Raw genomic sequence first — 25,338 nt, forward strand, 5'->3', positions numbered from 1 at the left:
AAAAACCCCCATCTTTCGATGGGGGTTTTTCTTTGGGCCTTCGTGGCAGCGGCTTACTTGGTGGCCGCGCCCTTGCTCAGCGTGCCGAAGTCTTCGGCGATACTGATGAAGGTGTTCAGCAGGATCTGCAGGTTTTCCTTGCCGATGCCGCCTTCCGCGTTCATGTCCATCTGCAGCACAGCCTGGTTCTTGTCGTCCAGGTAGGCACGGGTCCAGCGGTATTCCTGGTTCCACGTGTTGATGGCTTTCAGGGACATCGGCTTCTTGGTCTTGTACGTGGCCGTCACGACCAGGTCCAGGCACTTCTCGGTGAAGTCGTTGCACAGGAATTCCAGGCGCAGGTCGCTGGCGCCCGTGGTGCCGGTATCCAGCACCAGCACGGGGCCTTCGTCACCGTCGCTCTTCTTCACCGTGTAGCCCATGTCGTCCAGCATGCTGCTGACCGTATCCAGGCTGAAGTCCTGCATCAGGCCGGCCACCGGCGTGTCGGACACGGCCGGTTCTTCCTGGCTCATGCCGGGCATCTGCTCTTCTTCGTCTTCGTCGTCCATGGAACCCATGCCGGCTGCGCCCAGCAGGCCGGAGAAGAGTTCGTCGGCCGGGATCTTCTTGCCGTTCAGGTCGCCCATGCCTTCAGCGAAGGTGAACTTGCCGACGATGTTGTCGCCTTCGTTCTTGCCCACGTTGAACATCTCGGCCATGCCGGACATCTGGCGCACGTTCTGTTCGGCTTCCTCAGCAGCCTTGTCGGCGGCCATGCCGTCCTTCTTGACGGCGTATTGCGTCATCAGGTCCTGGACCATCGGCTTGGAGATGATCAGCGTGGCGTCGATGCGCTTGATGGCCTGGACGGCGATTTCCTGCGGCGTCAGGTTCTTGACGTCGGGCGGGTTGGCCAGATCCAGCGTGAAGGTCAGCTTGCTTTCGCCCTTGCCGGTCTTCCAGCTAAGCGGATCGATGCTGAATGACGGGTTGCCGGCCAGCAGCTTGCCGGCGTTATCCAGCAGCACCTGGACCTGCTCGTCCTTCAGGCCTTCGTCTTCGGCGTTCGCCATGTACTGGCGCATCAATTGGTTGTAGGTGTCCGACAACTGCTTGACGGCCTGGCCGTCAAGCTTGGCCAGCTTGATCACGGCCTGGCCGTTGCCCAGCGCCACGTCGTTCACGGTGATGTCGCCAGTCTGGTAGGCGGCCTGCACGTTGATCGACTTGTCGTCTTCCGACAGCTTCACGCCGTAGCCGAAGTTGTCCAGGGACACCTTCAAGTCGTCGCCGGGGCGGGTGGCGTCGATGCGCTTGATCTTCAGGTCGGAGTCGCCCATAGACAGGCCGAACTTGCCCACGCGGCTGTTGGCGTCGATGGTCAGGCCGGCGATGGCGACCTTGACGGGGTCGTTGCTCTTCATGCCGTCGACGGACAGCATGTCCATCACGCCGTGCGCGGTCAGGCCTTGCAGGGCGCGGTCGAACTCGCCGGTGACCGTCATGCCGCTGAAGTCAACGACGTTGCCTTCGTGCGTGATCTTGACCGGGGCGATCTTGGACGTGGAGCTGGTGGTGCCGCTATAGCTGATGGTGGCGTCGCTGATCAGGGGCGATACACCCTTGGTCAGTTCGAACACTTCCTTGATATTGTCCGTCTTGGCCATTTCGGCATGGACGTACGCCAGCTTGGGCGCAATGGCGCCGCGCGCGAGTGCGCTCTTGGGGAAGGGGCCGTGTTCCACGACCGCGTCGAATTCGATCATGCCGGCGGGCATGGCTTCCGGGCTCTTGTCGTTCTTGACGAGCGACAGGCCATAGCGCGCCTGGGTAGAGAACAGGCCGCGTTCATATTTCAGCTGGTCGATGCGCAGGCCGAACAGCGGCGTCAGCTTGGCCAGCTTTTCGTTCGCTTCGGCCAGATGGCGCTGCGAGCTTTCCTCGATGCGCTTGCCGGTGTACCACGTGGCGCCTACCCAGCTTCCCGCTCCCACTATGACCACACCGAGGGTGATCGCTACGCTCTTTTTCATCGTTCTGCTTTTTTCGTTGATTATCGAGTCATATCCGGCAGGCGAGGCGCTTGTGGCCATCGCGCTCTGGCGGCCAGGGGGCTGCTGCCGGCATACACGTATTCATCGGCCTGTAAGGGCCCGGCGGCGAGTATACCGAGGCGCACCGTCATGTAACCGTGCGCGCAGTTACTGAAGATTTCAAAATGAAAGGGCCGGAGCTCGGGCTCCGGCCGTTTTGTCGACAACTATTGGGCGAGAGGGATTACAGCGGGTCCAACGGATAAATCGGTCGCCGCACGTGCTTGAAATCCAGCTGGCTGTAATCAGACGTAGTCACGCCGACACCCGTGCATTCGATCACTTCCGTCGCCATGTCCGAGAAGCCCGCGCGCCAGTGCACGCGGCTCTTGAGCACGACATAGCGCTTTTGCAGCGGGTCGATGCCGGCCGACAGCAGGCAATTGATGTCGAAGGGCTCCTGGTGGCGCGACACCACCACGATCTCGACGCGGCCCGTGTCGATGACGACGGTCAGCCCGGTGTCGTTGCGCACGCCACGGTACATGGGGCCGCGGTTCAGGTAGACGCCATCGAACACCAGTTTCACCCGGCCGGTCACCTGTAGCGGTTCACTGGCTTCCTTGATGGCGGGCATGGGCAGTTTGCCGCCCAGTTTCAGCGTGATGGTGTTGCCCACGCCGGCAGCCGCGGCCTGTTGCGCGGCCTCTGGGTCGCAGATGGCGTAGAAGACGACGTTGTCCAGTTCCTGGCGCAGCACCTCGGCCAGCACCGCGGTGGTGTCCATGGTGCCGCCGGAGCCGGTGTTGTCGAAGTGGTCCAGCAAGACGACGGGGCCCTGTTCAATCGATTTTGCGCGCGCGATGGTGGGCGAGAGCGATTCGGGGTGGAACACCCAGTCCGCGCGGCCGGCCCAGGCGCGTTCCAGCAGTTCGTCGCGGTACTGCCGCGCTTCGTCGGGCTTGCCGTCCGTACAGACGACGGCGCTCAGGCCGGCTTCGCGGATGTCGGCATGCGGGAACCCCACGAAGACGGACGCCGCCAGCACGCCGTTGGCCTCCAGTTCCTTGCAGCGTTCCTGCAGGGGCTTGTTGGGCGCGGCATGGGTGCCCTGGCACATGATGTGCGGCAGCATCGGCTTGTTGGCCCAGCTCATGACGGGGTTGATCTCGCCCTTGAGCGTGCGCACGATCACGTTGGCAGCGCGGACGCCGGCCTCGCGGATGTCCACGTGCGGATAGGTGTGGAAGCCGCTGATGACGGTGGCGTTGTCGACGATGTCGTCATAGATGTTGGCATGCATGTCCAGCGTGACGGCCACCGGCGTCGTGGGATCGATCTCGCGCAGGCGGCGCAGCAGGTCGCCTTCGGCGTCTTCCACGCCTTCGGCGACCATGGCGCCGTGCAGGTCCAGCAGGATTGCGTCGAAACCGCCCAGCTTGACCTGGTCCAGGACCAGCTTGCACAGCCGTTCATGCGTGTCGGCGCTGGCGGGGCCGCTGGGCCAGGACTCGGCCGCCACGGGCACGACGATCTCGGCGCCTTCACGGCGGGCCACTTCGATATAGCCGCCCAACCCGCTGTCGGTGTTCTCGTAGGCCTTGATGGCGCGCTCGCCCTCCAGGATCTCGGGGTTGCCGCGGAAAAAGCGTTCAAGCGGGGTCGGCACGGGCGAATACGTATTCGTCTCGTGCTTGATCATTGCCAAAAGCCAACGCATGGGAATTCCTGTGGGTTGCTGTGGAAAGTCAGTTTGCTTGGGGCGGCTGGGGCCACGGGTGCTGGGCGGGGCGCATCTGCTCCCAGGCGCGCGCCACGCGCAGCACGCCCAGGTCGTCGAATCGCGCGCCGGCGATCTGCAGCCCGATGGGCAGGCCGGCCCGCGTGTAGCCGCAATTGACCGACGCGGCGGGCTGTTCGCTCATGTTGAAGGGCAGCGTGAAGCCGATGTGGTGCATGGTGGTGGCGACTTCATTGGTGGGCGACGGCCATTCGGCGTTGTAGGCCACCACGGGCGCGACGGGCGACAGCACGTAGTCGAACGGGGCGCAGGCCGCGACCGTCTTGGCGCGCACGTTCAGCGTTTCGTAGTAGCTGCGGAACACGGCTTCGCCGGACTGGCCGCCGCCGCTTTCCGCCCAGGCTCGGATGAACGGCAGGATCTTCGCGCGGCGCGCCTCGGGCAGCGCGGCCAGGTCGATCGCCGAGCGCGTGCGCCAGAAGCGGTCCACGCCGTCCAGCATGTCGGGCGTCATCCACGGCAGCATGGGGGTGACGATGGCGCCGGCGGCCTCGAAGGCGTGCGCGGCGGCTTGCACCGCGTCGCGCACTTCCGGGTCTAACGGCAGGCCGCAGCCTGCGTCCATCAAGAGGCCGATGCGCAGGCCGCGCACGTCCTGCGCCAGGTTCAGCCAGTCGAAGTCCTGGAACGGCAGGCTCATGTGGTCGCGCGCGTCAGGTTGCGACAGCACGCCCATCATCAGCGCGGTATCCGTAATGGTGCGGGTCATGGGGCCCGCGCAGCGGCCCATGAACGGCGGATCGATCGGGATGCGGCCCAGGCTGGGCTTGAGCGTGGCGATGCCGCACCAGGCGGCCGGCAGGCGGACCGAGCCCCCGATGTCGGTGCCGATGTGCAGCGGGCCATAGCCGGCGGCGGCAGCGGCGCCGGCCCCCGCGCTGGAGCCGCCGGGGTTCTTGGACAGGTCCCAGGGGTTGCGCGTCAATTCATGGAAACTGGACAGTCCCGAGGACAGCATGCCGTAGTCGGGCATGGTGGTCTTGCCCAGCAGCACCGCACCGGCTTCGCGCATGCGGGCGGCCGGGGGCGCGTCGGCGGTGGCCGGGGTCAGGTCGGTCGCTGCCGTGCCCAACGGAATGGGCGTGCCGCGGGTGGCGATGTTTTCTTTGATGGTGGCGGGCACGCCATCCAGCGTGTAGCCGCCTGAAGATTGCGGTTCGCCTTTCATCCAGCGGGCTTCAGATGCCCGGGCCATCGCCAGCGCGCCTTCCGGGTCCAGCGCGTAGGTGGCCTTCAGGTGCGGCTCCCAGCGTTCGATGTGCTCCAGCACGGAGCGCGTGGCTTCAACGGGCGACAGCGTCTTGTTGCGGTAGGCGTGCAGCAGTTCCTGGGCAGACAATTCATGCGGTTGTGGCATCTCGGTTCCAGTGTGCGGAGGAAAGCAGTCAGGGCATCAGGGCGCAGGCGCGTGCGCGTGCGCCAGGGTGGCCGCGACGGGCCGGAAATTGCGGAAGTCCCAGTCGCGTCCGGGCGCCGCGTCGATCAGGGCGCGGGTGTATTCGTGGCGCGGCTCGGTCAGCACGGTTTCAGCGGAGCCGGTCTCGACCACCTTGCCGCGCTGCATGACCATGATGGTGTCGCAGATCTGCGCGGCCACGCGCAGGTCGTGCGTGATGAACAGCACGCCGACGCCGGTGCGCTGGCGTACTTGCTCCAGCAGTTCCAGCACCTGCGCCTGCACCGATACGTCCAGCGCCGATACGGCTTCGTCGGCCACCAGGATCTCCGGGTCCATGACAAGCGCGCGTGCGATGCAGATGCGCTGGCGCTGGCCACCTGAGAACTGGTGCGGATAGCGCTGCATCGCGTCCGGGCTCAGGCCCACGACGGTCAGCGTTTCACCCGCGCGCTTGAGCGCCTGTTCGCGCGGCATGCCGAAGTTGAGCAGGCCTTCGATGATGGATTCGCCTACCGTGCGGCGCGGGTTGAGCGAGCGGTAGGGGTCCTGGAACACGATCTGGATGCGGCGGCGTACGGGGCGCAGCGCCGACCCCGACAGCGTGCTCAGGTCTTCGCCACCCATCATCATGTGGCCGGCGGTGGGTTCGATCAGGCGCACGATGCAGCGCGCCACCGTGGACTTGCCCGAGCCGGATTCCCCGACGATGCCCAGGATCTCGCCTTTGCGCAGCGTCAGGTTCACGTCGGTGGCGGCGATGACGTTCTGCGCCGCCTTGCGGGAAAACAGGGAATGCTTGCCGGCGTAGGTGCGGCCCAGTCCCTTGACGTGCAGGACCAGTTGACCGTCGGGTGCGTCGCGGCGTGTCGGCACCAGGCTGGGCACGGACGACACCAGGCGCCGGGTATAGGACTGCTTGGGTTCGGCCAAGATCTCGTTGCGGGTGCCGCTTTCGATCAGGTCCCCGCGGTTCATCACCACGATGCGGTCCGCGATCTCGGCGACCACACCAAAGTCGTGCGTGATGAACAGCACGGCGGTCTGGTGCTTGACCTGCAGTTCCTTGATCAGCGCCAGGATCTGCTTTTGCGTCGTCACGTCCAGGGCGGTCGTGGGTTCGTCGGCGATCAGCAGCTTGGGTTCCAGGATCAGCGCCATTGCGATCACGATGCGTTGGCGCTGGCCGCCGGACAACTGGTGCGGATAGGCGTCGAAGATGCGTTCGACGTCGGGCAGGTGTACCGAGCGGAACATGTCCAGCACCTTGGCGCGGCGTTCGGCCGCGCTCATGTTCTTGCGGTGCAGGCGCAGCACTTCATCGACTTGCTTGCCCACCGTATGCACGGGGTTCAGCGCGGTCATGGGTTCCTGGAACACCATCGCCATGCGGGTGGCGCGCATTTCGCGCAGCCGGCGTTGCGAGGCCGTGGCCACGTCTTCGCCTTCGACGCGGATGGATCCGGCGCTGATGGACAGGATGCCCGGCGGCAGCAGGCCCATCACGGCCAGCGACGTGACGGACTTGCCCGAACCGGACTCGCCGACCACGCACACGGTTTCGCCGGCCTGTACGTCCAGGCTCAGGTTGCGCACGACGCGGTTGCCCGCGCCGCCGACTTCCACCGACAGGTTGCGGATGGCCAGGATGGCGGACGAGGTATCGCCCGCAGGGGGAGTGGGGGAATAAGTCATCGGCATCAGATCCTGCGCACCATTTTGGGGTCCAGCGCATCGCGCAGGGCGTCGCCCAGGATGTTCACGCTAAGCACCGTCAGCGACAGGAACAGTCCGGGAAAGAGAATCAGGCCGGGCAGCATGCGGAAGTACATGCGGCCTTCGGACATGATGTTGCCCCAGGAGGCGATTTCAGGCGGAATGCCCGCGCCCAGGAAGCTCAGGATGGCTTCGGTCAGCATGGCGGACGCGAACACGTAGGTGCCCTGCACGGTCAGCGGTGCGATGGTGCTGGGCACCATGTGGCGCCACAGCAGCAGCGGCAGCGGCGTGCCCAGCGCCAGCGCGGCTTCGACATAGGGTTCGCCGCGCACCGTCAGGATCTGGCCGCGCACCAGCCGCACCACCCGCGGGATCTCGGGAATGGTGATGGCGACCAGCACGGTCGTGATGCTGGCGCCGGTGACCGAGACCAGGGCAATCGCCAGCAGGATGCCGGGAATCGCCATGATGGCGTCCATCGTGCGCATGATGAACCCGTCCAGCGTTCGGAACCAGCCGGCGATCACACCGATGACCAGTCCGATGGCGACGCTGACGACGGCGGCGCCCAGGCCCGCGATCAGCGAGATGCGGGCGCCGTAGGCCACGCGCGACCAGACGTCGCGGCCGAAGGCGTCCGTGCCAAGCAGATAGTCGGTGAAGGGCTGCTTGAGCCGGGCGCCCGGGTTGATGAAGGTGGGGTCCACCGTGCCCAGGAGCGGGGCGAACAATGCGATGGCGACAATGGTGACCAGCACCACCAGCGCCAGCATGACCGGCCAGCTCTTTAAGCCCTGGCGGATTTGCCGCCAGGCGGTGACTTGAGGGTTGCCGCCTCCGGGAAGGTCGGCGGCCGCTTGCACGGCGGCGTCGGTTGGCGTTTGCATGGGGCGGCCTCAGTATCGGATACGCGGGTCGAACACCGTGTAGGCGCAATCGACAACCAGATTGATGAACACGTAGACGAACGCGAAGAACAGCGTCAGCCCCTGGATGACGGGATAGTCGCGTGCCAGCACGGCTTCCACCACCAGCCGGCCCAGGCCGGGGATGTTGAATACCGATTCGGTCACCACCACGCCGCTGATCAGAAGCGCGATGCCCAGGCCCACCACCGTGGCGATGGGCACGGCGGCGTTACGCAACGCGTGGCCCAGCAGCACGCCGGTTTCACCCAGGCCCTTGGAACGGGCCGTGCGGATGAAGTCTTCGCCCATGACCTCGATGACACTGGTGCGCGTGATGCGCGCGATCAGCGCCACGTAGACCGTGGACAGGGCAAGCGACGGCAGGATGAGCCGGTGCAGATAGAGCCAGAAGCCCTTTTCCAGCGGCACGTAGCCCTGCACGTTGAACCAGCCCAGCTTGATGGCGAACAACCAGATCAGCAGGTAGCCCGTGACGAACACCGGCACCGAGAAGCCCAGCACCGAAAAGCCCATCACGGCACGGTCCAGCAGCTTGCCCTGCCGCCACGCCGCCAGGATGCCCAGCGGAATGGCGACGACGAGGGTGAACAGCAGGGTCAGCACCGCCAGGCTCAGCGAGGGTTCGAGGCGTTGCGCGATCAGTTTGGTGACCGGCACGCCGGACATGAGCGAAGTGCCCAGGTCGCCTTGCAGGAGCTTGCCGCCCCAGATGAAGAACTGCTTGATGACCGGTTGGTCCAGGCCCATCGTCTGTTGTATCTGAGCGATACGTTCAGGCGTGGCGCCGTCGCCCGCCATGATGATGGCCGGATCTCCCGGGCTGAAACGCAATATCGCGAAGACCACCACCGCGACCATCACCAGAACGGGGATGGTCGCGAGGAGCCGGCGTGAGACGAATGCCAGCATGTATTTCCCCCTGAACTACTTGCCCTTTAAGGGGCTTTTTTAACGTTCCAGAACGCGAAGACCGGTGCATGCACCAGGCCGGAGAGCTTGGTCGAGTAGACGGTCGGCACGGACATCTGGCCCAGCGGCACGTACAGGCCTTCGTCGATGCCGATGCGCTGCAGTTCGTCGGCGATCTTCTTCTGCTCGGCAGGGTCGGACGTCAGGGCGAACTTGGTGCGCAGTTCTTCCACCTGCGGGAAGTCGGGCCAGCCGAACCACGCGTTGTCGCCGTTGGCGGCGGCGGGCGCGGAGCGGACCGGGTCCATCACGTCGGTGGCATACCAGTTGGTGTTGTGGATGTTCCAGCCGCCTTCAGCCGGTGCGGCCTTGGACGCACGGCGGGTGGCCACGCTTTGCCAGTCCATCGCGGCCAGGTTGACGTTGAAGCCGGCCTTGCGCAGCGCCTGGGCCATCACCACCGGCTGGGCGGACAGCGTGCCCACGTCGGTTGCATGCATGACGAGGATGGGCGTGTTGTCGTAGCCCGCTTCCTTCAGCAGCGCCTTGGCCTTTTCGATGTTCGACGGGACGACCACGTCCTTGCCGATATCGGATTCCATCGGCGTGCCGCAACCCCACAGCGAGGCGCACGTCTTCCAGTATTTCGGATTGCCGACCAGCGCCTTCATCACGTCTTCCTGGCCGATGGCGTACATCGCGGCCTGGCGGATCTTCTTGTTATTGAAGGGCGGGTACTTGAAATTGAAGCGGTACATCGTGAAGTAGCCGACCGGGCTGAGCGACTCTTCCTTCAGGTCCTTGTTGCCTTCGATCATCGGCAGCAGGTCGTACGGGAATTGCTCGACGAAATCGATCTCACCGCCCAACAGCGCGTTGGCGGTGGTCAGGGCGTCAGGCATGACGTCCCATTCGACCTTGTCCACGTTCACGACCTTGCCGCCCGCCAGGCCGCTTGCGGGCTCTTTGCGCGGCACGTAGTCGGCGTATTTGGCGTAGACGGTCTTCACGCCCGGTTTGAATTCGATGACCTTGAACGGGCCCGAACCGGTCATGTCGGTGATCGGCTGGCCGATGGCCTGTTCGGCAATGCGCTTGGGCATCATGAACGGCGCGGTGCCGGTGGGCTTGGACAGAGCGCGCAGCGCCAGGTCCGTGGGTTCCTTCATGACGATGCGAAAGCTGTTGTCGTCGATGACTTCGATTTTGTCGGTGAACTTCAGCAGGGTGCGGCCCATGCCGTCGCCCGCCGCCCAGCGCTTGATCGACGCCACGCAGTCTTCGGAAGTTACGGGCTTGCCGTCATGCCATTTCTGGCCCGCGCGCAACGTCATCGTGTAGGTCTTTCCGTCGGGCGAGACCTCCCACTTTTCCAGCATCTGGGGCTGGATCTTGTTGTCGGCGTCGGTGGCCAGCAAGGTGTCGTAGATCATGTAGCCGTGCCACGTCGTGATGTACGCGGTGGTGGCGTGCGGATCGGTCAGCCGCAAAGGCGAGTGCATGACGGACTTGATGACGGTTTCGGCGTAAGCGCCGTGAGCCATCATCAGCGTTGCACCGGCCAGCGCGGCCGCTCGGACAAACTTGAGCATGGAGATTCCCCTTGAAGCGTAGTGAGCGGCACTGTCGGCCGCTACGTCGTTAACGCGCCGCGCGATGGCGGCGTGCGAGGGTCAGGCTGTCGCGGGCCGGCCCGAAAACACCGGTCCGCAAGGCGCCATTCTGATGCCGGGACGCAACCGTGTCCATGGTTGTTTTGCCGCATCCATCAGCATGGAGCCAGGGGCGGCGCACACCAGGATCGTCTGCGCGATGGACGTGAAATCCGCACGGAAGTGCGCCGAACTCTTCACCACCAGAATCGCGGCGCGCGAGGGTTCGACGCCCGCGAACCGGAACATCTCCTGGTCCGCCATCTGCACCTTGTTTGAGGCGACGATGATGCGCACCCCGCCCACACGCAGGCAGGCGCTGGGGCCCAGGTCCATGTGAAATCCGCGGTAGAACGCGCCGTGCGTATCGAAGCGCCCGTCTGAAGTTTTCTCGACAATGAATTCGCTGTCCAGCGGTTCGTCGTCGGGAATACCCGAGTGTCCACCCAGTGCAATCCGGACTTTGTTGCCCACGCCTGCGCGGTGCGCGGCCAGCGCGGCGGCGGGGTCCACGATCAGACCGATGGAAGCATCGCACGCATCGTGCCGGATCAGCGCGCGCAGCACGCCGGTGGTGTCGGAACTGCCGCCCGCGCCGGGGTTGTCCTGCGCGTCGGCGATGACAACGGGCTTGCGGGCGTCTTGCGCCAGCCGCATGGCTTCCTGCACGGCTTCGTCGGGGGTGTAGAGCCTGCCGCCGAAGTCGCGTTCGGCGTTCAGCACGGCGCGCGCCATTTCCGCGGCTGCCGCGTCGGCGTCGGCCTGCGTAGTGCCGTAGGCCCATACCGTCGGCGCGCATTCGGGGAAGTCTGCGGCGGGAAAGCCCGTGGCGAACGACAGGCTCGTCGCGCCGCGCGATTCGATCTCGCCCACCAGTTCGTACAGGCTGCGCGAAGGTTCGATATCGGTGGACTGCCAGCACAGCGAAATCAGGTAGGGCAGGGTGCGCAGCGATGCATAGGGCCGCGGCACGCCGGCCAGCCGCAATGACAGCAACGTGGCCGCGCGCTGCCCGGTCTCGGCCATGTCGATGTGGGGATAGGTGCGGTAGCAGACCAGCGCGTCGGCGTGGCGCACCATGGCGCGGGTCACGTTGGCGTGCAGGTCCAGGCTGGCGACGACAGGCACATGGGGCCCCACCAGCTCCCGCACGCGCTTGAGCAGTTCGCCTTCGCCGTCGTCCAGGTGTTCGGTGACCATGGCGCCGTGCAGGTCCAGATATACGCCGTCCAGCGGCATCGCCACCGACAAGCCTTGAAGGATCATCGCGCTGATGCGTTCGAACGCGTCCCGGGTGACCGGCCCCGACGGGCTGGCGGCGGCCCAGGTGGTGGGCACCAGCGTGTGCTGCCCCATGGCTTCGATGAAGCCCGCCACAGGAATGTTCGCGCCGGCGACGGCGGCGAACATCGCGGGCCCGCTGACAAGGCGTGGCCAGCCTCCGCCTTTCTCGGCAAAGTCTTCCCACGTGGCGCGCGAGGGCGCGAACGTATTGGTCTCGTGCTGAAAACCGCCAATCCCGATGCGCATCTGGCATCCCCTTGTCGTCTTGATGTTCGGAAGGCGCGGGAACGACGCCACGCCTAAGTCAGTACTCCCATGGCGCCCCCTTGAGGGGGCCCGCCTCAAGGGGGAGCGCGCAGCGCTTCGGGGGAGGGTTCACTTCGCCACGGGCATGGTGAATTCCGCGCCCTTGGCGATGCTGTCCGGCCAGCGCTGCATCACGCTCTTGTAGCGGGAATAGAAGCGGATGCCTTCTTCGCCGTAAGCGTGATGGTCACCGAACAGCGAACGCTTCCATCCGCCGAACGAATGCCACGCCATGGGCACGGGGATCGGCACGTTGATGCCGACCATGCCCACCTTGATCTGGCGCGCGAAGGCGCGGGCCACGCCGCCGTCGGACGTGAAGCACGCCACGCCGTTGCCGAATTCATGCGCGTTGATCAGTTCGACCGCGCTGGCGAAGTCGGGCACGCGCACGATGCACAGCACGGGGCCGAAGATCTCTTCGCGGTAGATGTTCATGGCGGGCTTGACGTTGTCGAACAGCGTGCCGCCCAGGAAGAAGCCGCGCTCGTTGCCGGCCACGGTCAGGCCGCGTCCGTCCACGACCATGTCGGCGCCAGACGCGATGCCGTCTTCGATGTAGCCGATGACCTTGTTGCGATGCTGCGCGGTGACCAGCGGGCCCATTTCTGCATCCGCCTGCATGCCGTCCTTGACGATCAGCGCCTTCACGCGCGGGATCAGGCGTTCGACGACCTTGTCGGCCACGTCGCCAACGACGACGGCTACCGAGATCGCCATGCAGCGCTCGCCGGCCGAGCCATAGGCCGCGCCCATCAGCGCGTCGGTGACCTGGTCCAGGTCGGCGTCGGGCATGACCACCAGGTGGTTCTTGGCGCCGCCCAGGGCTTGTACGCGCTTGCCGCGCTTTGTGCCTTCGGAATAGATGTATTCGGCGATCGGCGTCGACCCGACGAAGGACAGCGCTTCGACGTCGGGATGGGCGATCAGCGCGTCCACGGCCTGCTTGTCGCCATGCACGACGTTGAAGACGCCACCAGGCAGGCCGGCTTCGGTCAGCAATTCAGCCAGGCGCAGCGAGGCCGACGGATCGCGTTCCGACGGCTTGAGGACGAAGGTGTTGCCGCAGGCGATGGCCACCGGGAACATCCAGCACGGCACCATCATGGGGAAGTTGAACGGCGTGACGCCGGCCACCACGCCCAGGGGCTGGCGCATGCTCCAGTTGTCGATGCCGCCGCCGATCTGGTCGGAATACTGGCCCTTGAGCAGTTGCGGGATGCCGCAGGCGAATTCGACGATTTCGATGCCGCGCATGACCTCGCCCTTGGCATCGGAGAAGACCTTGCCATGTTCGCGGGTGATCAGTTCGGCCAGTTCGTCCTGGTGCTTGTCCAGCAGCGCCTTGAAGTTGAACAGGATGCGGGCGCGCTTGAGCGCCGGCGTCTCGGACCAGGCGGGAAAGGCGGCCTTGGCGGCGGCCACTGCCGTCGCGACGTCTTCAGTGGAGGCCAGCGGAACCGACGAGCAGATCTCGCCGGTGGCGGGATTGAAGCCGTCGGCGTAGCGGCTGCTGCGGCCGTCATAGTGCTGGCCGTTGATGAAATGGGAGATCTTCTTCATGGTGTGGGACCGGAAATCGGGATTCGTAAAAACGTCCGAGGGCGGCCATCGGCCGCCCGCGGGACAGGGTCAGGCTGCGCGGCGGCGCCGCGGCAGGGGGCTCGCCATGTTCCTCAAGCGATCTCTTTCAGGACCTTGCCGATCTGTTCGAAGATCTGGCCGATCTGGGCCTCTTCGATGATCAGCGGAGGCGAGACGGCGATGATGTCGCCGGTGTAGCGCACCATCAGGCCGCTGTCGAAGCACTTCTGGAAGACTTCGGCGGCGCGGGCGCCCGGCGCGCCGGCGCGCGGCGAGAGTTCAATGCCGGCGACCAGACCCAGGTTGCGCACGTCGATGACGTGCGGCGCGCCCTTCAGGCTGTGCACGGCTTCCTCGAAAGCGCCGGAAAGCTTGCGTGCGCGGGCGAACAGGTCTTCGCGGCGATAGATGTCCAGCGTCGCCAGGATGGCGGCGGCGGCCAGCGGGTGCGCCGAATAGGTGTAGCCGTGGAAGAACTCGATGCCGCCTGCCGGGCCGTTGACGATGGCGTCGTGCACTTCGCGCTTGACCGCGACCGCACCGGCCGGCACCGCGGCGTTGCTCACGCCCTTGGCCATGGCGATGATGTCCGGCGTCACGCCGAAGAATTCCGAGGCCGTGGCGGCGCCCAGGCGGCCGTAGGCGGTGATGACTTCGTCGAAAATCAGCAGGATGCCGTGCTTGGACGTGATCTCGCGCAGCTTTTCCAGGTAGCCCTTGGGCGGGATCAGCACGCCCGTGGAGCCGGCCATCGGTTCGACGATGACGGCGGCGATGGTGGAGGCGTCATGCAGCGCGACGATGCGTTCCAGCTCGTCGGCCAGGTTGGCGCCCCAGGCGGGCTGGCCCTTGGAGTAGGCGTTCTTTTCCAGGTTATGGGTATGCGGCAAGTGGTCTACGGCGGGCAGCAGCGCGCCGGAGAACGTCTTACGGTTGGTCGAGATGCCGCCGACCGAGATGCCGCCGAAACCCACGCCGTGATAGCCGCGTTCGCGGCCGATCAGGCGGGTGCGCTGGCCTTCGCCGCGGGCCCGGTGGTAAGCCAGGGCAATTTTCAGGGACGTATCGACGGACTCGGAGCCGGAGTTCGTGAAGAAGACGCGGTCCAGGCCCTGGGGCATGAAGCCGGCGACAGCCGTGGCGGCTTCGAAGGCCAGCGGGTGGCCCAGCTGGAAGCCGGGCGCGTAATCCATGATGCCGGCTTGGCGGGAAATCGCGTCGACGATTTCCTGGCGGCCGTGGCCGGCGTTGACGCACCACAGGCCGGCGGTGCCGTCCAGGATCTGGCGGCCGTCAGCCGAGGTGTAGTACATGCCTTTGGCCGTTGCCAGCATGCGCGGGTGCGCCTTGAACTGCTTGTTGGCAGTGAAGGGCATCCAGAGATGGGACAGGTCGGGCAACTCGGCGGGGGCGTTCATGGCGGCTCCAGGGGATGGACAACCGGCGGGCCTGCAAGGAAAGGGCGCAGCCGGGATTCGAATGATTCTGGTACGTCCCGCGGGGAATGAAAATATACGATCTGCGCAAATGCCGCTAACTGTATAGTTGCAGGTGGTCTAACTGTACAGTTTTCTCCGTGATCGATTTCCAGCCCAACCGCGCCCGTGGACTTGCGCCGACCCTGGTCGAACAGCTGGTGGCGGCCATCTTGCGCGCCATTGAAGAACAGACACTGCGTCCGGGTATGTCCCTACCCTCGGTGCGCGAGTTCGCCCGCCAGTACGGTGTCAGTACGTTCACGGTGGCCAGCGCCTACAGCCGGCTGGTGTCGCAGGGCTGGCTGGCCGCGCGGCCCGGGGCCGGCTACCGGGTAGCCTCGCCGGACGCGCCTGCGCGGCGGGGCGAACCCCTGTCCTGGGAGCCGCCGCGCCTGAACGCGGGCTGGCTACTGTCGGACATCTTCGCGGACCATTCCATCCCGATCAAATCGGGATGCGGCTGGCTGCCGGGGGAATGGCTGAACGAAGAGGGCATGCATCTGGCGCTGCGCCACATGGGGCGCGTGCCGGCGATGCGCATCGCCAATTACGGGCACCCCTATGGCTATGCGCCGCTGCGCGAGACGATCGCGGCCAGCCTCAGCGCCCAGGGCATGGAAGTGGAAGTGTCCCAGGTGCTGCTGACCCAGGGCGTGTCGCACGGCCTGGACATGGTGACCCGCACGCTGCTGCGGCCCGGCGACACCGTCGTGGTGGAGCAGCCCGCCTATGCCAACCTGTTGCAACTGCTGCGCCTGGTGGGCCTGCGTGTGGTGGCGGTGCCGCGCACGGCCGACGGGCTGGACTGCGAGGCGCTGGAGCGCGTGGTGGCCCAGCACCAGCCGCGCGCGCTGTATATCAATACGGCGCTGCAGAATCCGTCAGGCGCCAGCATCGGGATGGCCAATGCCTTCCGCATCCTGCAGGTGGCCGAACGGCACGGCCTGTGGGTGATCGAGGACGACATCTCCCGCGACCTGGCGCCCGGCGTGACGCCGATGCTGGCCGCGCTGGACGGGGCGCGGCGGGTAATCTACCTGGGTGGCTACTCCAAGGTCATCAGCCCGTCGGTGCGGGTGGGCTATGTGGTGGCGCATCGCGACCTGGCCCGCGATATCGCGCGCACCAAGATGGCGGTGGGCCTGACCTCGCCGGAAATCATGGAGCGCATCGTGCACCAGGTCATCCGCGAGGGACGCTATCGCGCGCACATCGCCCGCACCCGCGAGCGGCTGGCCGAGGCGCACACCGCGGTGGCCGGCCAGATGCAACAGCACGGGTTCGAAATCCATGGGCGGCCGCAGGGCGGTCTGTTCCTGTGGGCCAAGGTGGCCGGGCAGTGGCGCGAACGGGGCGCCAACGGGTTGGCGGAACTGGCGCTGAAAGACGGTATTTGGCTGGCGCCGGGGTCTTACTTTGAAGTGGATGAGGCGGATACGCCGTGGGTGCGATTCAACGTGGCGTATTCAGAGGCGCCGGCGTTGTGGCGGTTCATGAGGAATGCGGGGGCGGCTTGATGGATTGCGCGCGCCGGGCTGATCGGGGGCGCGCGCAACCCGTCACGCGCCCGTCGCGCTTTTCAAAAATTCAGCGTTCGTAGGTAACGAAGTCGTACTCGTAGCCGTTTTCGGCGGGCTGGGTCTCGCGCGCGGTTTCTTTCCATTGGAAGGCGGGCAGCAGCGGGAAGAAGGCGTCGCCGTCGACCTGGGCGTGGACTTCGGTGGCCAGCACGCGTTGCGCCTGCGGCAGCGCCTGCGCGTAGATCTGGGCGCCGCCGATCACGAAAGCCTGTTCCACCTCGCCGCAGGCGGCGATAGCGGCTTCCAGCGTAGGCACGACGGTGGCCCCCGGGGCGGCGAAATCGGGATTGCGGCTGATCACAATGTTGGCGCGGCCGGGCAGCGGACGGCCCAGCGAATCCCAGGTCTTGCGACCCATGATGATGGGGTGGCCCAGCGTGCTGCGCTTGAAGTGCGCCAGATCGCCCGGCAGCTTCCAGGGCAAGGTGTTGTCGCGTCCGATGACGCGGTTCTCGGAATAGGCAACGATCAGGGTAAGGCTGGCGGGCATGCGGGCGGGCAATGGTGGGGACGGCCGGGAGTCGGCCGATCAGACGGCGTAAGCGTAGCAAATTCCGCCGGGGCCAGCCGGCCGCACCTGGCCGGCCGCACCTAGCCGGCCGCGTGTTCCAGGAACTCCGTCGCGGGCATCGGGCGGCCCAGCAGGAAGCCCTGCAAGGAATCGCAGCCCAGGCCGGTCAGGAATTTCTGCTGGGCTGCCGTTTCGACGCCTTCGGCGACGATCCGCAGGTTCAGCTGCTGCGCCAGCGCGACGATGGCCGACACGATGGCGGCGTCTTCATTGTCATTTTCCAGCTGGTTCACGAAGCCCCGGTCGATCTTCAACTCGGTCGCGGGCAGGCGCTTCAGATACAGCAGGCTGGAATAGCCCGTGCCGAAGTCGTCGATGGAGATGGTCACGCCCAGGCCGGACAGGCGCTTGAGCACGGCCAGGCTGGCCTCGGCGTCGCGCATGGCGGTGGATTCCGTCACTTCCAGTGTCAGGCACGCGGGTGGCACGTCGTGCCGCGCCAGCGCTGCACGCACGGTTTCAACCAGGCTGGCGTGGGCGAACTGCAAGGCCGAAATGTTGACGGCGATGGTCCAATGGCCTTGCCCGGCGTTAATCCATTCCCGCATCTGGCGGCAGGCCTCGTTGATGACCCATTCCCCGATGGACAGGATCAGGCCGGTCTTTTCGGCGATGGGAATGAACTGGTCCGGGCCGACCAAACCGCGCGTGGGGTGGTTCCAGCGCAGCAGTGCTTCGGCGCCCATGATGGGGCCCGCGGGGGCTTCGTACTTGGGCTGGTAGTGCAGCACGAACTGGTCGCGCTCCTGCGCCAGGCGCAAGTCATGTAGCAGTTCGATCTGTTCGTGCGCGTCCGCGTTCATGGACGGCTCGAAGAAGCTGTAGCCGGTGCCCCCCAGGCGCTTGGCGTGGTACATGGCGGCGTCGGCGTTGGTCAGCAGGCTATGGGTGTCTTCGCCATCGTTCGGGTAGATCGCGATGCCCACGCTGGACGTCACCAGCACCTCGTGCCCGTAGACCATGACGGGGCGGGCGATCGCTTCGATCAGCCGGTCCGCCACGTTGGCGGCATCGGTCGGTTCGATCACTTCGCTCAGCACGATGAATTCGTCGCCGCCCAGGCGCGCCACCGTGTCCTGCGTGCGCAGGGTCTGCCGGATGCGCTGGGCCAGATCGATCAGCAAGGCGTCGCCGGTGTGGTGGCCGTAGGCGTCGTTGACCGCCTTGAAGCCGTCCAGGTCGAAGAACAGCACGGCGAAGTAGCCCTTGCGGCGGCTGGCGCTTTCGATGGCCTGCTCCATCCGGTCTTCCAGCAGGATGCGGTTGGGCAATTTGGTGAGCGTGTCGTGCAGCGCCAGCTGCACCAGCTCTTCGTTGGCCTCGGCCAGCGATGAGGCCAGCGCGGACGTGCGCGCCTCAAGCCGGTTGTCCAGCACGGCGACCACCAGCGCGATGGCCAGCACGCTGAGCGTGACCGCCGTCACCGCGATGGCCAGCCAGCCGGCCGAGATGCCGCCGTCGGCGGCCATGCAGATGCTGCCTGCCGGAAACCCCGCGGCTTCCATGCCGGAATAGTGCATGCCGACGATGGCGATGCCCATGACGACCGACGCCAGCGGCCGGGACAGGGCCACGCGCGGCCCGTCGTGGCGCAACCGATAGGTGATCCACAGCGCGGCGCCGGAGGCGGCCACGGCGATCACGATGGATAGCGCAAACCATTTGGTGTCGTAGACGATGCCGGGCGCCATGCGCATCGCGGCCATGCCCAGATAGTGCATGGCGGCGATGCCCACGCCCATCAGCAGAGCGCCCGCAATCAGCCTGCGCCAGGGCAGCTCGTCCTTGCACACGATCCACAGGGCGAAGGCTGAGCAGCCGATGGCGATGCCCAGCGACAGGACGGTCAGGGGCAGGTCGTAGCCCATGGGAATGGGCAGGTTGAAAGCCAGCATGCCGACAAAGTGCATGGACCAGATGCCGATGCCCATGGCGAGCGCACCGCCCGCCAGCCAGTAGCGCGCGGCTGGCAGCCCGTTCGAGGCCCGTACGCGATTGGCCATGCCCAACGCCGTATATGACGCCAGGATGGCGACCCCTAGGGATACGAGGACGAGCGAAGGGTTATAAGTTCCAACGAGCATTTGTGGGGTCCTGTCCTGAGCGCTTACTGCGATCGCGCCGGCCTCAAATCAAATCAATTAGTAGTCAACAGTTGCAATTGGGTCGCAAGACAATTCCGGCTGTCGACGCTGGCGATTTACATACTCACTTGTAGGGAAGGGGGGTGCGGAGGGCGCTGCCTGCGGTCGGCGCTGCCGGGTGGGCTGCGCAATCTCGCGATAAGCGATACGCGCGGCGCGGCAAGCGCCGGTCGGAAGCCGTGGCGCGCAGCGCATTCTGGACGCGCGTCCGAGGCTAAGGGATGGGTTATACCGAAATCGCGCGTCCAGAAGCTCACCAATCTTCACTTATGCGGCCAAGCGCGGTTTGCCAGCCCGAGGGCAAGCGCCCACGGCGGCTGCCCGCGTGCTTCCTGCGGCCGCCGGAGTGGGCGTGCCGGGCGCGATCTTACACGGCCATGGGCGCGGTGAGCGGCGCGTGATGGGTGTAGCCGGACAGCGAGAAATCGCTCGGTTCCACCTTTTCCAGCCATTCCGGTTCATAGCGGCCGGTCACGGCGAAATCGGGGATGCGGTCGGACAGGATCAGCTTGGGCGATTCGAAGGGCTCGCGGGCGAGTTGCTCGCGTAGCATCGGCAAGTGGTTTTCGTAGATATGCGCGTCGCCGATGAAATAGGTGAACCAGCGCGGGGTGTAGCCGGTCAGGCGTCCCACCAGGTGCAGCAGCGCGGCGCCTTCCGTCAGGTTGAAAGGCGTGCCGAGGCCGACGTCGTTGGAACGGATATACAGGCAGAGCGAGATTTCGCGGGTGGTCGCGTTGGGCAGGAACTGGTAGAGCAGATGGCAGGGCGGCAGGGCCATTTCTTCGATCTGGGCCCAATTCCAGCCGTGGAACAGGATGCGGCGATCGCCCGGGCGCTCGTGGATGGTGTCCAGGCATTGGCGCAACTGGTCTACCGCCTTGTACAGCAGGACTTTCGGCACGCCGGCTTCTTCCAGATCCGCCACCTTGGCGTAGCCGCGGGCCAGCGCGTCTTCGACCTGCGCCGTGCGAGTGGCATCCAGCACCTTGTAGGCCGGCCACTGGCGCCATTGGACGCCGTAGACGGGGCCCAGGTCGTCCGGGCCTTCGCGGTACGGGTTGGCCAGCCATTGGCTATTTTCGTTGGCGTTCTGGTCCCAGACCTTGCAGCCCAGGTCGCGGAACTCCGCGGCGCTGCGCGAGGCGCGCATGAAACCCACCATCTCGCCAATGGCGGACTTGAACGCCAGCTTCTTGGTGGTGACAGCGGGGAAGCCCTTTTGCAGGTCGAACCGCAACGACGCGCCCGGCATGCTGAGTGTGCGTATGCCCGTCCGGTTCTCCTGCCACGCGCCGGTGTCCAGGATGGATTGAACGAGGTCCAGGTATTGTTTCATGGCGGTCCTTGTGTTCGCCCGCCCCGCGGGTGACGCAAATGGGCCGCCGCGTGCGACGCGGCGGCGCTTATCTGGATAGGAAAGAAGGGATAGGGCGAATTACACCACGCGGGCGTGCCTCAGGCGGCGGCCGGCGCTTCCTGCGTGTCGACGATTTCGACCGAAAACGTCAGCGCCGCGGTCTTCTCCAGCATGGCCGAGGCCGAGCAGTACTTTTCGTGCGATAGCTGCACGGCGCGCTCCACCGCGGCTTGCGGCAGGTTGCGGCCTGTGACCGTGAAGGCGAAATGGATGCGGGTGAAGACCTTCGGGTCGGCATCCGCGCGGTCGGCATGGAGCTTGACGCTGCAGCCGGTGACGGCGTGGCGGCCGCGCTTCAGGATCAGCACCACGTCATAGGCGGTGCAGCCGCCCGTGCCGGCCAGCAGCATTTCCATCGGGCGCGGCGCCAGGTTGTGGCCGCCGCCGTCCACGGCGCCGTCCATCACGGCCACGTGGCCGCTGCCGGTGCTGGCGGTAAAGAGCATGCCGTTGGGGCCGCCCCAGTCGATCGTGCATTCCATGTCGTGTGTCCTTGAGCTTTGAGCGCAGTCAATGGTTGATGATACCTGTTGCGTACAATTCCAGGCACGAGAGCCCCGCCCCGCATCAGGGGTGTGTGCGCCAGTTTTGCCAAGGAGTTGTCCATGTCCACCGCCCTGTCACAATCCGGCCCCCTTTCCTTCCTGCGCCGTACCAGTCCGCTGGATGCGTTGCTGGCCGAAGCGGACCGCGCATTGCGGGTGCTGTCCAACAGCGCGACCGCCGGTCGTCCCTATCCGGCCAAGTCCGAAGAGGCGCCAAATGCGATGTCCGCGCAGGAAAAACGGCACGCGGCGGGCCTGATGCGCGTGAACCATGTGGGCGAGGTCTGCGCGCAGGCGTTGTACCGGGGGCAGGCGTCGGTCTGCCGCGAACCCGCGCCCCGCGCGCTGCTGCTGAATGCGGCTTCAGAAGAAGTCGATCACCTGGTCTGGTGCAACGAGCGCCTGACCGAACTGGGCAGCCGGCCCAGCCTCTTGAACCCGGTCTGGTACGCCGGATCGTTCGCATTGGGCGTGCTGGCCAGTTATGCGGGCGTGCCGCGTAACTTGGGTTTCATGGCCGAGACCGAGCGGCAGGTGGAGGCACATCTGGAAGAGCATCTACGCACCTTGCCGGTGCAGGATGAACGCTCGCGCGAGATCGTCCGCAAGATGAAGGACGACGAAGCCGAGCATCGTGCCAGCGCCGAGCGGGCAGGGGGCGTACCGCTGCCCGCCCCGGTAAAAGCGGCCATGCGGGCGATGTCCAAGGTCATGACGACGACAGCTTATTGGGTCTGAGAACCGCTTGCGGCTGAAATGTTGCAGTGCGCAAATTCGGCCGCAGACTGGTGCAGAACGCACCATTAAGGTGCAAATGACAGGGTGGGATTACCCGGTATCGTCTAGGGTTAGTCCGCAATGGGTTTACCCGTTCGGCAAAAACCCTTTTTTTGGCCAAGCCATGTGTTGATGCGGGTCTCCCGGGGGCGCAAGGGAATTTTGCGGCGAAAACGCAACGCGAAAACCGGCCTTCAAAAGAGATTAAAAAAATTCTTGCATCGCACAAAAAACCTCGGTACTATTCACTCATCGGATGTTGAAACGCAGTCGGCGCGGTGCAAAACCCCGAACGCGTAGCGAGCAGAAGGCAAGCTCCCAACATGCCACGGTTGTCTCCTCCACCCTCCTCCTTTGGTGGATTTAGCCCGAGATCTTGCGATCTCGGGCTTTTTTTTATGCCGAATTAATGCGTCCCTATTTTTTGGCGCGGCTCGCCCGGCCTGGCTAGTCGACGGCATATCCTCCCTATGGCGGCATCCGCGTTTTCCCTGGGATATTTCGCGTGTTCCCCAGCGGAAAGCTCTACAATCAGCGCATGAAATCCGTATCTCCGCGCGTCCGCGGTTTTGTTGCATCAGCCCCCTCCATCCAGCGGCCTGGCGGCGGACGAACGGCCCTGTCCCGGGTGTTACGTTTCGTGCCCCTGAATTGCACTTCCTTATCCCTGCCATATATGGGCGTTACACCTGCCTCCCATAATGGCGGGCCTGTCTCGATAGACCAACCAGAGGTGATTCTGTGACCTGGCTGTATATCTGCGTGGTCGCGTTCATGGTGGGCGGGCTCATCGTGTGGTCGGAACGCTGGCATGGCCGGTTTACCGGCGACAGCGATCTGAACAAGCCGCAAGCAAACCATTCTCGCGCGACGCCCCGTGTCGGCGGCTTGGCCGTGCTTGCTGGCACCTTGCTGGGCCTGCTGGTGCTGGGCCCTGCCAACATGACGCTGACGTGGCTGTGGCCCGCGCTGTTTGTCGCCGCGCTGCCGGTGTTCGTGGCTGGCCTGCTGGAAGACATCACTAAAGATATCGGCGCCAGCAAGCGTTTGCTGGCGGCTTTCCTGTCGGCGGCGATCGCCTGGTGGCTGCTGGGCGGCGTCAGCCGTGTGGGCATGGCGCCGGTTGACTACGTGCTGTCGTTCTGGCCGGTGTCGCTCTTGTTCACCATGATTGCGGTGGGCGGCTGTACGCATGCGTTGAACATCGTGGACGGCATGAATGGCCTGGCCGGCATGGTTGCCACCCTGATGTCGGTGTCGATCAGCCTGGTGGCGATGCAAGTGGGCGACGTGCCGATCTTCCTGATCTCCGCCGCCTTGGCGTCGGCGACCTTGGGCTTCCTGGTCTGGAACTTCCCGTTCGGGCGCGTGTTCCTGGGCGACGGCGGGGCCTACTTCCTCGGCTTCATGCTGGCCGAACTGGCGGTGTTGCTGGTCGTGCGTAATCCGTCGGTGTCGCCGTTCTATGCGCTGGCCGTGCTGTTCTACCCCGTATTCGAAACCGGTTTCTCGATCTGGCGCCGACGCTTCAAGCGCGGCGTGCCGGTCGACCAGCCGGATGCCTTGCACTTGCACCAGTTGGTGTTCCGCCGCCTGGTTCGCGTGACATTCAGCCGGGGCCGTCGCCACGCCGTGCCGGCGCTGTGCAATGCGATGGCGTCGCCCTACATGTGGGTGCTGGCGCTGATCGGCCTGGTGCCGGCCACGATCTGGTGGGACAACGCGTGGGCGCTTAGCGCCAGCCTCGTGGTGTTCGCCAGCGTCTATATCTGGCTGTATGCGCGGCTGGTGTCCTGGCGTCGCCCGGGGTGGCTGCTGCTGCCATCTGTTTTGAAGACTACGGATTAGTTTTGAGTGCCCCGGCGATTGCCGTCGGGGGCTCGGTTATCTATCACCCGACCATATTTAAAATGCCGTAATCGTTCTACGGTGAAGGGAGAGTTATGTTGCGAATTCAGGATGTGAAACTTGCTGTCGTCGGCCTGGGCTACGTCGGTCTGCCCCTGGCGGTGGAGTTCGGCAAGAAGCGCTCGGTCATCGGGTTCGATATCAATACGCGCCGCATCGACGCACTGAAGGCCGGCCACGACCACACGCTGGAAGTGAGCGATGCAGAGCTGGCCGAAGCCGCTCAATTGACCTACACCGCCGACCGCGCCGAGCTGGGCGAGGCCAACGTGTTCATCGTGACCGTGCCGACCCCCATTGACGAATACAAGCAGCCCGACCTGACTCCGCTGGTCAAGGCCAGCGAAACCATCGGCGCTGTGCTCAAGCGAGGCGACATCGTCATTTATGAATCCACGGTCTATCCGGGCGCCACGGAAGAAGATTGCGTGCCGGTGCTGGAGCGCGTGTCCGGCTTGAAGTTCAATGTGGACTTCTATGCGGGCTACAGCCCCGAGCGCATTAACCCGGGCGACAAGGAACACCGTGTCAGCACCATCAAGAAGGTCACCTCGGGTTCCACCCCTGAAGTCGCCGAACTGGTCGATCAGCTGTACAAGCAGATCATCACCGCCGGCACGCACAAGGCGTCCAGCATCCGCGTGGCGGAAGCCGCCAAGGTGATCGAAAACACGCAGCGCGACGTGAACATCGCGCTGATCAACGAACTGGCCCTGATCTTCAACAAGATGGGCATCGACACCGAGGCCGTGCTGCAAGCCGCCGGCACCAAGTGGAACTTCCTGCCGTTCCGTCCGGGCCTGGTGGGCGGCCATTGCATCGGCGTGGACCCGTACTACCTGACGCACAAGGCGCAATCGATCGGCTACCACCCCGAGATCATCCTGGCGGGCCGCCGCCTGAACGACTCGATGGGCGGCTACGTGGTGTCGCAACTGGTCAAGGCGATGACCAAGCAGCGCATCCATGTGCAAGGCGCGCGCGTGCTCGTCATGGGCCTGGCCTTCAAGGAAAACTGCCCCGACCTGCGCAATACGCGCATCGTGGACATCGTGCATGAACTGCGCGACTACAACGTAGACGTCGACGTCTACGACCCGTGGGTCGACGCCGAGGAAGCCGTGCACGAGTACGGCCTGACGCCGGTCGCCAAGCTGGAAGAGGGCAAGTACGACGCCGTGATCCTGGCGGTGGCGCACAACCAGTTCAAGGCCTTGGGCGCCGAAGGCATCCGCAAGCTGGGCAAGGAGCAGCACGTGCTGTACGACTTGAAGTACGTGCTGTCGCCCGCCGAATCCGATCTGCGCCTGTAAGGATTCA

General features: G+C 65.2%; 18 protein-coding genes. 4 read left to right on the forward strand and 14 right to left on the reverse strand.

The window, feature by feature from the left end; translation table 11 throughout:
* Positions 1–53: 53 nt before the first annotated feature.
* The 10 genes from AC3WMU_RS15120 to aptA form a co-directional block, all read right to left on the reverse strand.
* Positions 54–2,015, reverse strand: a complete 1,962-nt coding sequence (locus AC3WMU_RS15120) for a DUF945 family protein (protein ID WP_006226198.1) — start codon at positions 2,013–2,015, stop codon at positions 54–56.
* 244 nt (positions 2,016–2,259) lie between these two features.
* Entirely contained in the window at positions 2,260–3,735 is a 1,476-nt protein-coding gene (locus AC3WMU_RS15125; RefSeq protein WP_492282598.1) for a M81 family metallopeptidase, read from the reverse strand.
* A gap of 28 nt (positions 3,736–3,763) precedes the next feature.
* Entirely contained in the window at positions 3,764–5,173 is a 1,410-nt protein-coding gene (locus AC3WMU_RS15130) for an amidase (protein WP_280029766.1), read from the reverse strand.
* Positions 5,174–5,209: 36 nt separating this feature from the next.
* Positions 5,210–6,907 carry an ABC transporter ATP-binding protein gene (locus AC3WMU_RS15135; RefSeq protein ID WP_492282599.1) on the reverse strand — a complete coding sequence of 566 codons (1,698 nt, stop codon included), beginning with the start codon at positions 6,905–6,907 and terminating at the stop codon, positions 5,210–5,212.
* A gap of 5 nt (positions 6,908–6,912) precedes the next feature.
* Entirely contained in the window at positions 6,913–7,818 is a 906-nt protein-coding gene (locus tag AC3WMU_RS15140) for an ABC transporter permease (protein ID WP_006226202.1), read from the reverse strand.
* A 9-nt stretch (positions 7,819–7,827) separates the two neighbouring features.
* Complete coding sequence (locus tag AC3WMU_RS15145) at positions 7,828–8,769, reverse strand: ABC transporter permease (RefSeq protein WP_006226203.1); 942 nt, start codon at positions 8,767–8,769, stop codon at positions 7,828–7,830.
* Between the two features lie 26 nt (positions 8,770–8,795).
* Positions 8,796–10,361, reverse strand: coding sequence for an ABC transporter substrate-binding protein (locus tag AC3WMU_RS15150; RefSeq protein WP_006226204.1), 1,566 nt, complete (start codon positions 10,359–10,361; stop codon positions 8,796–8,798).
* 81 nt (positions 10,362–10,442) lie between these two features.
* Positions 10,443–11,951 (reverse strand): M81 family metallopeptidase, encoded by a 1,509-nt coding sequence (locus tag AC3WMU_RS15155; RefSeq protein WP_006226205.1) that lies wholly within the window; start codon positions 11,949–11,951, stop codon positions 10,443–10,445.
* Between the two features lie 129 nt (positions 11,952–12,080).
* On the reverse strand, positions 12,081–13,574 hold the full coding sequence (locus AC3WMU_RS15160; protein WP_006226206.1) for a CoA-acylating methylmalonate-semialdehyde dehydrogenase: 1,494 nt from the start codon (positions 13,572–13,574) through the stop codon (positions 12,081–12,083).
* 113 nt (positions 13,575–13,687) lie between these two features.
* The gene (aptA, locus tag AC3WMU_RS15165; protein WP_006226207.1) at positions 13,688–15,013 is read right to left on the reverse strand and encodes an omega-aminotransferase AptA; all 1,326 of its coding nucleotides are present in this window, start codon (positions 15,011–15,013) and stop codon (positions 13,688–13,690) included.
* Between the two features lie 158 nt (positions 15,014–15,171).
* Here aptA and AC3WMU_RS15170 point away from each other — a divergent pair, with 158 nt between their 5' ends.
* Positions 15,172–16,590, forward strand: a complete 1,419-nt coding sequence (locus AC3WMU_RS15170) for an aminotransferase-like domain-containing protein (RefSeq protein WP_006226208.1) — start codon at positions 15,172–15,174, stop codon at positions 16,588–16,590.
* 70 nt (positions 16,591–16,660) lie between these two features.
* Here the strand turns inward: AC3WMU_RS15170 and AC3WMU_RS15175 are convergent, their stop codons facing one another.
* The 4 genes from AC3WMU_RS15175 to AC3WMU_RS15190 all read right to left on the reverse strand — a co-directional run bounded on the left by AC3WMU_RS15175 (position 16,661) and on the right by AC3WMU_RS15190 (position 21,270).
* On the reverse strand, positions 16,661–17,143 hold the full coding sequence (locus AC3WMU_RS15175) for a dihydrofolate reductase (RefSeq protein WP_006226209.1): 483 nt from the start codon (positions 17,141–17,143) through the stop codon (positions 16,661–16,663).
* A 101-nt stretch (positions 17,144–17,244) separates the two neighbouring features.
* The gene (locus AC3WMU_RS15180) at positions 17,245–19,308 is read right to left on the reverse strand and encodes a putative bifunctional diguanylate cyclase/phosphodiesterase (protein WP_315845753.1); all 2,064 of its coding nucleotides are present in this window, start codon (positions 19,306–19,308) and stop codon (positions 17,245–17,247) included.
* A 427-nt stretch (positions 19,309–19,735) separates the two neighbouring features.
* A complete protein-coding gene (locus AC3WMU_RS15185; protein ID WP_280029769.1) occupies positions 19,736–20,707 on the reverse strand; it encodes a thymidylate synthase in 972 nt (323 codons plus the stop codon).
* 119 nt (positions 20,708–20,826) lie between these two features.
* A complete protein-coding gene (locus AC3WMU_RS15190) occupies positions 20,827–21,270 on the reverse strand; it encodes an OsmC family protein (RefSeq protein ID WP_006226212.1) in 444 nt (147 codons plus the stop codon).
* A gap of 123 nt (positions 21,271–21,393) precedes the next feature.
* Here AC3WMU_RS15190 and coq7 point away from each other — a divergent pair, with 123 nt between their 5' ends.
* From coq7 to tviB, 3 genes are all read left to right on the forward strand, one after another.
* Positions 21,394–22,071 (forward strand): 2-polyprenyl-3-methyl-6-methoxy-1,4-benzoquinone monooxygenase, encoded by a 678-nt coding sequence (gene coq7, locus AC3WMU_RS15195; RefSeq protein WP_280029770.1) that lies wholly within the window; start codon positions 21,394–21,396, stop codon positions 22,069–22,071.
* A 780-nt stretch (positions 22,072–22,851) separates the two neighbouring features.
* Complete coding sequence (locus AC3WMU_RS15200) at positions 22,852–23,958, forward strand: MraY family glycosyltransferase (protein ID WP_006226215.1); 1,107 nt, start codon at positions 22,852–22,854, stop codon at positions 23,956–23,958.
* Positions 23,959–24,053: 95 nt separating this feature from the next.
* On the forward strand, positions 24,054–25,331 hold the full coding sequence (gene tviB / locus AC3WMU_RS15205) for a Vi polysaccharide biosynthesis UDP-N-acetylglucosamine C-6 dehydrogenase TviB (protein WP_085946959.1): 1,278 nt from the start codon (positions 24,054–24,056) through the stop codon (positions 25,329–25,331).
* Positions 25,332–25,338: the final 7 nt, after the last annotated feature.

This window comes from Achromobacter sp. FW305-C-13 (assembly GCF_058783475.1).

Bases quoted from the DNA above. Each gene is read 5' to 3' on its own strand.
- AC3WMU_RS15120 (WP_006226198.1), bottom strand. From the start codon at position 2,015: ATGAAAAAGAGCGTAGCGATCACCCTCGGTGTGGTCATAGTGGGAGCG.
- AC3WMU_RS15125 (WP_492282598.1), bottom strand. From the start codon at position 3,735: ATGCGTTGGCTTTTGGCAATGATCAAGCACGAGACGAATACGTATTCG.
- AC3WMU_RS15130 (WP_280029766.1), bottom strand. From the start codon at position 5,173: ATGCCACAACCGCATGAATTGTCTGCCCAGGAACTGCTGCACGCCTAC.
- AC3WMU_RS15135 (WP_492282599.1), bottom strand. From the start codon at position 6,907: ATGACTTATTCCCCCACTCCCCCTGCGGGCGATACCTCGTCCGCCATC.
- AC3WMU_RS15140 (WP_006226202.1), bottom strand. From the start codon at position 7,818: ATGCAAACGCCAACCGACGCCGCCGTGCAAGCGGCCGCCGACCTTCCC.
- AC3WMU_RS15145 (WP_006226203.1), bottom strand. From the start codon at position 8,769: ATGCTGGCATTCGTCTCACGCCGGCTCCTCGCGACCATCCCCGTTCTG.
- AC3WMU_RS15150 (WP_006226204.1), bottom strand. From the start codon at position 10,361: ATGCTCAAGTTTGTCCGAGCGGCCGCGCTGGCCGGTGCAACGCTGATG.
- AC3WMU_RS15155 (WP_006226205.1), bottom strand. From the start codon at position 11,951: ATGCGCATCGGGATTGGCGGTTTTCAGCACGAGACCAATACGTTCGCG.
- AC3WMU_RS15160 (WP_006226206.1), bottom strand. From the start codon at position 13,574: ATGAAGAAGATCTCCCATTTCATCAACGGCCAGCACTATGACGGCCGC.
- aptA (WP_006226207.1), bottom strand. From the start codon at position 15,013: ATGAACGCCCCCGCCGAGTTGCCCGACCTGTCCCATCTCTGGATGCCC.
- AC3WMU_RS15175 (WP_006226209.1), bottom strand. From the start codon at position 17,143: ATGCCCGCCAGCCTTACCCTGATCGTTGCCTATTCCGAGAACCGCGTC.
- AC3WMU_RS15180 (WP_315845753.1), bottom strand. From the start codon at position 19,308: ATGCTCGTTGGAACTTATAACCCTTCGCTCGTCCTCGTATCCCTAGGG.
- AC3WMU_RS15185 (WP_280029769.1), bottom strand. From the start codon at position 20,707: ATGAAACAATACCTGGACCTCGTTCAATCCATCCTGGACACCGGCGCG.
- AC3WMU_RS15190 (WP_006226212.1), bottom strand. From the start codon at position 21,270: ATGGAATGCACGATCGACTGGGGCGGCCCCAACGGCATGCTCTTTACC.
- coq7 (WP_280029770.1), top strand. From the start codon at position 21,394: ATGTCCACCGCCCTGTCACAATCCGGCCCCCTTTCCTTCCTGCGCCGT.
- tviB (WP_085946959.1), top strand. From the start codon at position 24,054: ATGTTGCGAATTCAGGATGTGAAACTTGCTGTCGTCGGCCTGGGCTAC.